Origin of the sequence: Facklamia sp. P12945, from assembly GCF_050409485.1 — a bacterium.
Lineage (GTDB): Bacteria > Bacillota > Bacilli > Lactobacillales > Aerococcaceae > Facklamia.
Genome location: NZ_JBNUPJ010000030.1, coordinates 1 through 10,914, shown reverse-complemented (window position 1 = coordinate 10,914; position 10,914 = coordinate 1). Strand labels below are relative to the sequence as shown.

The 10,914-nt window shown below is 30.4% G+C and carries 12 protein-coding genes; 2 read left to right on the top strand and 10 right to left on the bottom strand.

All coding sequences use genetic code 11. The annotated features are described in order from the left end of the window. Positions 1-280: 280 nt before the first annotated feature. The 5 genes from ACQV2X_RS08150 to ACQV2X_RS08130 form a co-directional block, all read right to left on the bottom strand. Positions 281-562, bottom strand: coding sequence for a CD1845 family protein (locus ACQV2X_RS08150; protein ID WP_428894414.1), 282 nt, complete (start codon positions 560-562; stop codon positions 281-283). 222 nt (positions 563-784) lie between these two features. Beyond that, positions 785-1,354: a DJ-1/PfpI family protein gene (locus ACQV2X_RS08145; RefSeq protein ID WP_428885384.1), complete on the bottom strand. Its 570-nt coding sequence runs from the start codon at positions 1,352-1,354 to the stop codon at positions 785-787. 213 nt (positions 1,355-1,567) lie between these two features. Beyond that, positions 1,568-2,113, bottom strand: a complete 546-nt coding sequence (locus ACQV2X_RS08140; protein ID WP_428894413.1) for an N-acetyltransferase family protein — start codon at positions 2,111-2,113, stop codon at positions 1,568-1,570. A gap of 276 nt (positions 2,114-2,389) precedes the next feature. Then, a complete protein-coding gene (locus ACQV2X_RS08135) occupies positions 2,390-2,806 on the bottom strand; it encodes an NUDIX domain-containing protein (RefSeq protein WP_428876215.1) in 417 nt (138 codons plus the stop codon). 627 nt (positions 2,807-3,433) lie between these two features. After that, positions 3,434-3,973: a hypothetical protein gene (locus ACQV2X_RS08130; protein ID WP_428894412.1), complete on the bottom strand. Its 540-nt coding sequence runs from the start codon at positions 3,971-3,973 to the stop codon at positions 3,434-3,436. 301 nt (positions 3,974-4,274) lie between these two features. On the opposite strand from ACQV2X_RS08130, the gene ACQV2X_RS08125 reads away from it, so the two are divergent. After that, positions 4,275-4,595, top strand: a complete 321-nt coding sequence (locus ACQV2X_RS08125) for a PadR family transcriptional regulator (RefSeq protein ID WP_428892854.1) — start codon at positions 4,275-4,277, stop codon at positions 4,593-4,595. A gap of 1 nt (position 4,596) precedes the next feature. Continuing rightward, positions 4,597-5,232, top strand: a complete 636-nt coding sequence (locus ACQV2X_RS08120) for a DUF2812 domain-containing protein (protein ID WP_428892855.1) — start codon at positions 4,597-4,599, stop codon at positions 5,230-5,232. A 295-nt stretch (positions 5,233-5,527) separates the two neighbouring features. Here ACQV2X_RS08120 and ACQV2X_RS08115 read toward each other — a convergent pair whose 3' ends face one another. From ACQV2X_RS08115 to ACQV2X_RS08095, 5 genes are all read right to left on the bottom strand, one after another. Then, positions 5,528-6,151, bottom strand: a complete 624-nt coding sequence (locus tag ACQV2X_RS08115) for a hypothetical protein (protein WP_428894411.1) — start codon at positions 6,149-6,151, stop codon at positions 5,528-5,530. Beyond that, on the bottom strand, positions 6,105-7,271 hold the full coding sequence (locus ACQV2X_RS08110; RefSeq protein WP_428894410.1) for a hypothetical protein: 1,167 nt from the start codon (positions 7,269-7,271) through the stop codon (positions 6,105-6,107). Before ACQV2X_RS08110 ends, ACQV2X_RS08115 begins: the two co-directional genes overlap by 47 nt. After that, the gene (locus tag ACQV2X_RS08105) at positions 7,272-8,135 is read right to left on the bottom strand and encodes an ABC transporter ATP-binding protein (protein ID WP_428882456.1); all 864 of its coding nucleotides are present in this window, start codon (positions 8,133-8,135) and stop codon (positions 7,272-7,274) included. It lies immediately after the preceding gene. Between the two features lie 64 nt (positions 8,136-8,199). Next, entirely contained in the window at positions 8,200-9,270 is a 1,071-nt protein-coding gene (locus ACQV2X_RS08100; RefSeq protein ID WP_428885355.1) for a sensor histidine kinase, read from the bottom strand. Beyond that, entirely contained in the window at positions 9,258-9,920 is a 663-nt protein-coding gene (locus ACQV2X_RS08095) for a response regulator transcription factor (protein ID WP_428882458.1), read from the bottom strand. Before ACQV2X_RS08095 ends, ACQV2X_RS08100 begins: the two co-directional genes overlap by 13 nt. Positions 9,921-10,914: the final 994 nt, after the last annotated feature.

The following is a 10,914-nucleotide window of genomic DNA, read 5'->3' as shown; positions in this document are numbered from 1 at the left end:
ACAGAAGCTCCCTATTTTTATTTGTTTTATGTCACATATGTATTATCGTCTAACATATTTTTGTATGATGTTATATATTCTTAATTTCTTAGATTCATCTTTTACTGATAGACTTCTCATAGTGTCTACATTAGGCTAAATTAAAAAACTCCAGCCATCTAGACTAGAGTTCAGTTATTTATTATAGAGTCAAATTATTTTAGATATTTTACCAGTCTACTTGACAGGGGGCATATCAGTTTTTAATTCCACCATCTTTAACAAACCTATTTAATTTTTATTAAATATTCTTAATCTTCAGATTTACTGCTTCTATACCAATAATTACTTTACTAGCAATCAATGGCAATCCATATGGACTAAATAATAAAGCTAGTATGATAGCCGTTATTCCTAGTTCCATTTCTCCATTAATAAAAGAAGCTACTGCTCCTACTGCTATAAGTACTGAGATTAAACTTAGTATTCTTGTTCCTACATTCAATATAAAAAGTAATACATATTTCAAAATATTTAATATTATAAATATAGGAAAAAAGATAATTTTTAAGATTTTCTTCATTAAATCCCTCATATATTTTTTGGTGACTGATGTGCTTTTTAGAACAATTACGAACCATAATTACTCTAAAAAGCACACCAATCCATGTTTTGTTTCTCTAATAGAGGGCTCAAAACCCAGTATTCATCGTTACTATCTGCCGTTGTCATAATTATAACACGAGACCCAGATGATAAATCTTATAGCTTTTATTAAAGCTAAATAAAACATGTGGTTAATATCTTACAATCCAAAACTATTTGGAGACATTTCAATTCCCAACATATTACAAAACTGAATTCCAAATCTTATAAATTCAAAAGAAACAGACGTGACTATATTATCATTTAGAATATAACCTTCTTCAATAGGATTTGTTATACAATTATTCCAATCCTTCATATATTTAAGATCAGCCTCACTGTATCCCTCCTGTAGCAAACCTTCTTTATCTGTTCCTATCATAAAAGCCTTGCCATTTAATATGCCGGCTCTTACCAGCAAAATAGGAGCAATAGAAATGGCACCTATTATTTTACCTTCAAACTTTTTAATAAATTCAATTATTTCATGATCTTCAACTGCTGAACGTATATCAACCGCACCGGGTAATAAGAGACTATCATATCTCTCTATGTTTAAATCATAAATTGTTTGATCTGGGAGAACTTTTAGACCTTCTTCACATTTAACTATATCTTTAGTTTTTGCAAATACATCAATCCTTCTACCATTTAAGGCCAAAGTTTCTAATGCCACACTTATTTCAAAATAACAAAATTGATCATATATAAGCACTGCTGTTTTGTTCATTAGTTAACCTCCACATATTTTGCTATGTTTCATTTCTCCAGTAGAAGCCTAGAACCCAGTCACCATCGCTACTATGTACCGTTGTCATAATTATGACACAAAACTCACCTGTGAAATCATAAAGTAATATCAACACTTATATATACTAAGTTTTCTAGATATTCAGGTGGACTGTTAATCCAATAAACTGGGATTTGTAGAACTAAAACTTTTCTAAATACTTTTTACCATTTTTATATTGTTGTATCGGGTTCCATCTTTCAAAATATAGGCATTAGGAGTTTCTCCCACTTGGATGAATCCGCATTTCTCATAAAGAGCCTTGCCTCTTTCATTACCTGAGAAATAGTCAAGCTCAAGTTGGGAAAGGCCCCATTCTTTAGCATAGTCTTCGAGAACTTGAAGTAACTTCTTCCCTATTCCTAAGTTCCAGAATTCTTTTAGCACAGCAAGGGCAACATTTCCTCGATGGCGCATTTTCTGTTTTCTCAGTCTTGTTATTGTGCCGTTTGCAATCAGTCTTCCATCCATTTCAACAACAATCATAAGTGTATTATCAGATTCATTAAAGCCTTTGATCATTTTTGCTTCCTCTTCAACAGCTATGGTTATTTCTTCTGGATAGGAATTCAAAAAGTCAGATTCTCCCATAATGGTTTTCAAATATTCAACAGTTTCTGCAGCGTCTTTTACTTGAATCTCTCGAATTTTACAGATTCTGCCATCTTTTAGTTCAAAATTTTCTGATGTATATTTCATATTTATCCCCCACATAAATTTAAATTTGTACTTTTTCCTAGTATTATTTTTAGAGGAAAATAATCATCTGTTGCTCTAAAAAGCACTTAACTCGACATTTCGTTTCCTTAGTAGAAGGTTTGAACCCAGTTTTCATCTTTACTATTTGCTCTTTTCATAACTTTGACACTAGATTCGGGTGAAAAATATTACGCAATATCAATGGTTGTAGATTCAAACTCTTCATTGTTTTAGAAGAGTTTGTTACTTAACAAACTGAGATTGGTTAGTTTTAAATTACTTATTAAGATATTCTAAGAAACGTTTTTTTAATTGTTCGATTACATCTTCATTATCAATAAAATCTTCAAAAGCTAGCATTTCATACTTTTGTCCCTCTTCTCCAAATTTTATATTCTCGATTTGACTATCACATATATTAGCAACCATAAAAACTGATTTTTCTCCTGCATTTGTGATGCTTTCATGGTATTTGGTCCATACAATATTTGATTCAGAAATATCAATAGCTAATTCTTCTTTAACCTCTCTTCTCATAGTTTCATATGGTGATTCTTCATTTTCTCTTCCACCACCAGCTAAATCCCACATATTAGGATAAGGAATGTTTGGGAGATTATCTCTTAAAATAGTTAATACTTTCCCTTTATTAATGAGTGCTACTTTAACACCTATAAAATTCAATTGATTCATGATTAAACCTCCTCAATCTAATTATGTTTTTGCTCTTTTAAATTTTAAGAATAAACTAACTCAATAATCACTCTAAAAGGTAGATCATTCTTTAATTTGTTTTCCTAGTAGAAAGTTTTTAAACTCAACATCAATTACCGTTATTTGCATTATGGCTAATTATGACACGAAATCGAGCAGTAGTGTCTAAAAATTTAGATCCAGCCAATTTATTTTGCAACTATATAAGCCTTTTTTTAGTGCAGATAGTTTTTACAAAAATCGTTTTTTTAAATTCTTCGTGTAAATCATCCATGAATTAATAATTGCGATAAAATTGTTATAGTACTCACAACAATGATTATATAAATCTCGTTCTTATTCTTACTCTCTTTCAAAATCAAATTTGAAAACATTACTCCATAAAGTGATGTAATATTTAAGAAGATCCAAGCAATTGAAGAAATATTAGAAGATGTCACAAAAACAAATGTTATTTGTGCAATACACGTTAAAATTGCTCTAAAAAATAAAGATTATCGAAAGAATTTTTATTGTGTCTTTTCCAATCAGTTTGATTTAAGGTTGGAATCAAACTTATAAAAGATACAAAAAATCTTAATATTAAAGTACTTACTGTAAATAAAATCAGTGAATCAATATTTTTTTATAGTCTCCAACCAAAAGAGGAAATAAGCAAGCTTGTATAACTAACGGTGGAACAATAATAATTACTCCATGTAATAATGTTTTTAAATCACTTTTTTTCTTTACCCAAATAATAATTATGATAGTTGTTAAGATAGAAATGAAATAATTACCAAAATTTATTCTTCCTGACGTAAAAAATAAGGCTAAAGGAATAAAAAAAACAGCTGTTTTTGATACGATCGCCGATTCAAAAATGGATAAGCGTTTAAATAGTTTTGAGTATCCTACTGCAACAATTTGTACTAAGATGCTGTAAATGATTATTTTATAATTAAGAATCATAGTAAACAGATCATTAACATTTATATAAAAGAACGAAATTATTATGAATAATAGCGTATATAAATTGTTTGAAAAATTAACTTTTAACACAGATTGTTTTTTATACCCTATTTGATACCTATCAATCACACTTATTAATCCTCTGGACATTGCTGAAATAGTTGAAAATAAAATAATGTAGATATATGAATCCAAATTTCAATTCTCCTTTATGTTTTTTTATTCAGTAACATAAAAAATTTTAATAGTGTATTCTCATGATAAGATATTCTTTATGAATATAGAAGAGTAAATTAATATGAACTTTGACAGTACTGCAACTTCTTTTCAGACAATATTTCTAAATAGGTTCAATTTTAGTTGCTTCCTTTTCCAATCTCTCGATAGTCCGATTTCAGAATTTATCTTTATATGTATTGACTTATTCAGTTCGACGATATACAATCGGACTATACAGTTCAACTGAATAGTTTAACGATATAAAGGAGCTAATATTATGCCTAGACACCCAAGTTTACCCTTAACAGAAACGACTTATTTAATTTTGTTGTCACTAATAAAACCTGCACACGGCTATGTAATAATGCAAGAAGTTGATCGGCTTAGTAATAACAATGTAAAAATTGCGCCTGGCACCATGTATGGTGCCTTAGATAATTTACTAAAACAAGGTTGGATTAAAGAGGTAAAAAGCGAAGACAAACGTCGCAAAGTCTACCAAATTACTAAATCTGGTTATGATGTCATTGAAGCTGAAACAAAGAGAATGCACAAATTGCTTAACCTTGCAGAAGAACTGATGAGAGGAGAAAGCTAAAATGAAACAAATTATAAAAAGGAAAGTATTCTTATTCAAAGATTTAGACAAACAAGAAGCTTGGATTAACTCCTTTAGAAAAGAAGGTTATCGCTTTATAAATAAAAAGTTCCCTGCTTGCTTTGTGTTTGAAAAAATTGATGATAAAGTTCCTATTACTCGGATTGATTATCGTGAATTTGAGAAATCGAGTGAATATCAAAACTACATTCAACTTTTTAGTGATATGGGATGGACAGTTGTTTCAAGCAGGAAAAATTCCGGTGTGCATTACTTTCAGCAAAATAATCCTAATTCAGAAGACTTTATTTATTCAAATAAAGAGTCCTATGCTGAAATATACAAGCGCTACAGCCAACAAGCTCTAAACTGGTCTATTATATTTCTGTTTTTCTTTACTATCTTTTCTACTGGAGATATCAGTTATTCACTTTTTAACCCAAGGACTGCATTTCTTACACCTGGCTTATGGGAAATGACCGGCTGGCAGTTCTGGTCTTCCTTTATATTTGAAATTCCTTTTGCATTAATGAGACTACTCTCTAAAGTTATTTGGTTGGTATTAGCAGCATGGATGGGGTTTGAAGCTTTTGTAAATAAGCGTAAATATAATGACTTAATTCATAATAGCAATTAATATTTTTGAAAAAACATCAAAGACGACAGTGATGAATTATTACTGTCATCTTTCTTCATATATGTATTCTTTATATTAGTTCTTCAATATATTCTTATTTTAATAACCGTATAATGATAGATTTTGTTACTCTAACTTTCTTTTATGATAGTTAGTGGATCTTTGACAATTAATCACAGGCAAATAATCTGATCGATTTTAATGTGTCTTTTATTACTTTGATTCTTTTTATTCTATTAAGACTAAATATATAATCTAAACAACACATCAAATCCCATTTCGTTTCTCTGTAGAACTAAGAAATGGCCTTCCTCTTCCAAATAACCATTGCAAGTATTGTTATCATTATACTAATAGTAAATATCAGTACTATTCTAATGTTGGATATCTCAGGCATAGTAAATAATAAAACATTTGTATTTTTAGGAGCAAACCATTGCGCTAGCATTAAGCCTATTGAAACTAAAAAAGCCAAAGAAATATTATTACTAAAGCTAAAGAACAGTAAACCTATTACACCTATGATTACTCCAATCGAAAGGCTATGAAATACCATCCTCATTAAGCTATAACTTGTTGCACCACTATTTATTAAATAGATATAGCTAAAAGTCATTCCCCCGTAAAAAAACAGCCTAACAATGCCTCGCAACACATATATGTATTCAAGCATCGTATTTCTCATTAAAAGAAGATCTTTTATTGGACTTTGACACTCGGCATAAAATAATGTTACAAAAGAAAAGATTCCGGATAAAGGTAAAAATCGTTCGACAATCATCGCTTCATTAGTAATGTCTAAATTCTTTACCCCAAAAGCAAAGTAAGTGATCCCCATGATAACTAGATAGACAAACACTTCTAGAGGAAAATTATGCTTTAACTCTAGCTTCAATTGAGAGATTGTTTTTGAAAGCATAATCTCCCCTCCTTCTTCTTTCATATAAAAAGGATGTAACGATTATTAAAAAAAGTGCTAGCCCTATCCAAATGCCTCTCCCCACTAGAAAAACATTGACCTTACTATCAAAATACGCTTGATTGCCCACAGAGTTATATCTAATGAGAAGACCATACCCAATATTATAAAAAACATTTGTGGAAGATGACATCATGTAAACCAAGGAAAAAATAGGTCCTAGAAATCCTAATAAAATACTATGACTGGCTATTGTTAATAAAGTTGTGAGACTTATAACAAATAAAATAATTGGCAATATCCATGATATAACAAAGAAGTAGGATTTAAACGGACACAATAAACTAGCACCATGTACAAACAGTAATTGAATTTCATAATAGGAAAAGAGTACCAAAATAATAAATAGTAGTGACAAACTCATTGCTAAAACCCTTGTCAAAACCAATTTGATTGAAGATGTATTCTTTATATATAGTGTGTTTTCAATAGCTTCTTTTCTGTCTTTGTTCCAAAAATATAAACCTATAAACCAAGAAAATAATAAGGTGAAGATACCTGCATAATCACTAAAATACCTAGCAAAAGCAACATCTAAACCTTCTTCCTTAACAAGCAAATAATCCTTAATGGCCTCTTCATAAGACATTCCTTTGTCACCAAAATGAACCTTATAATTATTCTTAGCATAGAAAGAGCCTCCCCCTATTAAGGCGTCTATTTTGCCTAATTGAGTCTCTAATTTTTCTTCAGTAGGAATTGATAGATTCTGACTCAAAGGAATATCTTCATATGGCATGCCTATTAAATCAGATAAGATATCTTTAATCGCATCTAATTCATCCTGTTCTAATTTATTTTCTCGATAAAAGCCATAAGGATAACTAATAAAATGATTGTTTTCTATATTTAAGTACAAATCATTCACCAAATTAGAAAAAATATAAGCACGATCCTCTGTTAAATAATGACCATATTGCTCTTGTCCTGGGTCAGGTTCTTTAAAATCATAGGAATCACTCTCTATCTGTCCTGTAATAGCTATAATCAAGGCTATGGCTACCCCTACAAAGATTAAAGACCTGCCTATTCTTTTTAATTCTACTACAAATAATTTCATCTAATCTCTCCTTTCATGAATCTTCATTAAATATGCTGATTCCAAACTAGGAGAGATTCGCTTAAACTGATCCAAAGGTCTTCCCGTATGGATGAAACTTACCATAATACCATTAGCTAATTCTTTTTGCTCAAAGACCATGTACTCCTCTTTAAATCTTGATAAATCCTTTCTATTTACGAGGGTTTCATAAATTCCACCAGAATATTGATTTAATAAATCTTCCACTGATCCATCATAAATAAAATGACCACTGTCTAATATTCCTAATTTAGTAGCTGTGCTTTCTAAATCGCTTGCAATATGCGTTGAAAATAAAACAATCTTTTCTGTCGCTAGATCACCCAATAAATTTCTAAAGCGAATGCGTTCTTCTGGATCTAGCCCAGCGGTCGGTTCATCAACCACTAAAACTTTTGGATCATTCAAAAGGCTTTGAGCAATACCTAAACGTCTTTTCATACCGCCCGATAAGCTCTTTACTTTTTTATTTCTATCTTGGTTTAGATTAACTAAGTCTAATAGCATCTCCACTCGTTGATTTAATTCAAATCGCTTGAGATTATCCAATGTTCCCAAATAGATTAATGAATCTTTGACTTTCATTTCTGGATAAAAATCAAAATCCTGTGGCAAATAACCTACGAGTCTGCGAATCTCTTTTGGGTTCGATTGACCACAGACTTGAATCTGACCAGTTTTTATAGGTAAAAGTCCCACTATTAATTTCATCAGGGTCGTCTTACCGGCTCCATTTTTACCCAATAGTCCATATAGACCATTATTGATACTGATATTGATGTCGGATAAAACTTTTTTCTTGCCATAAGTAAAACTCAAATTCTTAATTTCGATCGAATTCATCCTACATACCTCCCTTTTAAAACTAGTTGAAGTATATAAAACAATTTCCAATAATTTTCCAAGATTAGGCCTTTTTTATAAATAATTTTGTATTGGCTCCTACATTATTACTCAAGACCATCTTTACCCCTTGTTTTTTCATTATTTCATCTGTAATGTACAATCCCAGTCCCATGTTACCTACTAAAGGGTTTTCACTAAAGTAGGGCTTATTGTAATTATTGAGGGCTTCTTGAGAAAATCCCAAGCCATCATCTTCTATTTCTACTATTAAATAACTTTCATTTTCATAAAGGGAAAGAGTTATTTGATTTTTAGCATGTCTTTTCGAATTTTTAAGAATATTAACCAAACCTTCTATGAATCTTTCTAGATCTAGGTCGATTTTTTGAGATAAATCTTTTAATTTACACCTAAAAGAAAGATTGTCCTCCCAGCAATCTAATTCTCTCTTTATCATATACAATAAGTCTTTACTCTTGATTGTCCGAATGTCTAGTTCCATATCTGCCATGTTCTGACCTATCTGGAGATTATTAACATAATCTTGAATCCTCTTTTCGCTTCTAGTCATGCGAGATAAAATTCGCTTCACTCTCTCATCATCCGGTTCATAAATTGTATTCAGCATTTCCATGTCACCACTTAGCACAGCTAGTGGATTCTTTATCTCATGTAAAATCGTATCCAATTTTTTAGATAGTTCGTTGGTCTTTTGAATAGAATTAAAACGATCTTTCTTTAATTCTATATTTTTCACTACCAATTCAAAGACTTTCTTACTCAGTTCATTCTGGTCTTCTATATTCGCCTCTTCATAATTTTCTAAAAATTTAAAAATCAATTCTATTTTATGCTTATAAAATAGGTTAAAAAAAAGACAAAAGAATAGGATAATCACCACAATCGGTGTGAAATCAATCATTGCTCGCAATAAATCTGAAAACATCAAACTATTAAGAAGACTCGTTCGGTCAGTTAAAGCATTTGATAAAAGAAAATTTTTCTTTATGTCATTTAAAAAAACTTGTAGAAGCAAACCACACGGAATCGAAAAAATTAGACTAACGGACAAATATAAATTAAATGCCCCTCTCAGTTTCCAATTTTTAGAAAATTCTCTTAGCCAATCCATGAATAGCCCAGCCCCCAGTGTGTTTTTATCAAATCTTCTTCTGAATGTTCTGATAATTTGTTTCTAATATTTCTGATATGCTCCGAAACCACCTGGGGACTGCCATAGCTGTCAATTCCCCTTAAACTATCATAAATTCTTTCTTTGCTAAAAATTTGTTTGGGATTATTGATGAGTAAGGCTACTATTTCATATTCAGTTTTTGTCAACTCAATTTCATCACCATTAACTTTGCAGGTTCCAGATTCAACAAGAAGCGAAATATTATTTGATTGTGCTTGTCCTTTTCGATCACCTCTAGTTACGTTAGTATAAATTCTCGCATAGAGCTCATCTAAAGAGAACGGCTTGGTAATGTAATCATCTCCCCCTAACATTAGGCCTTTTATTTTATCTTCTTTATTAGATCTTGCTGATAAAAACAAAATTGGCATTAACCATCTTTCTCTTAGCCGTCTACAGATTTCAAACCCATTATTTCTGGGCAAATTGATATCTAAAAGGATTAAATCGACTCCAGATAGATCGTTAGGAATTTCATCAGAACTATAAGCTTTTAAGACAGTTATCTCTTTGTTTTCTAAAAACATTTCCAGCATATCCACGAGGTCTCTATCATCTTCAATGATTAAAAGCGTTTTGTTTTGCATTATAAGGGCAACTCCTTTATTAAATAATTCTTATCGTTAAGCCTAGAGAATTTAATATAAATACATACAATATTACTATTCGTTTCTCAACATATTCTTCCTAATGCTTCGATTATGACTTTTTATCAGTCAATCATTGAAGAAGACAAGCTGCTTTTATTCTTGAAAAACTTGAAACTAAAATAAATTATCCTCATTCAATACTTTCTACTATGTAGGTACTATTTCAAATTACATATATTTTATACTTAAAATCATCCGTATGCCAAATCAAAAAACTATTCATACATTACAAAAGACAAAGAATATACATTTTATCAAAGGACAAAGGCTATATTAAGATCCTTTTACATGGCCTTTTATCTTTTACACAATTGTATGATTTTTATCAAATTTCTCAAAAAGTTTTTTTAGCAGTTCTTATCAACTATCATTTCTTCCATAAGATTATTCCTCCTCTTCAATTAAAAAAATATCTTAAACTCATTTTCAAAGGTGTTTTTTAGAGTTTTTTTATATCGAAAACAGTATCACAACTTCATTTTTCACAAAAAAACAATCCCCTAAAACCATGGTATAAAATGCTTTAAGGGATTTTAAATTTTCTTCCCACTCCTTGAAATTTAAGTTGAAATAGCTATTTATAGGGATTCTTGCAGTCAATTATATGAACAAAAGGTTGTTTTCACTCTTATTATGCTCAGTTTTAGAGAAATAGTATAATTATAGTATCAAAGAAGATATATACTCCCCGTTTATAATTTTATATATTTTGTAGCTCTACCTTGCCCCACTTTTCTGACTAAATTTTCTTCCATTAGATGATCCAAAGCTCTGAGGCTCTTATATTTATCAAAACCAGTTATTTTTTTAATTTCCAATCTACTTAATTCTTTCTTTTTAGGCATTCTTTGTAAAAGAACAGATGCACTTTCACTTTGTTAGACGATAATACATATGTGACATAAAACAAATAAAAATAGGGAGCTTCTGT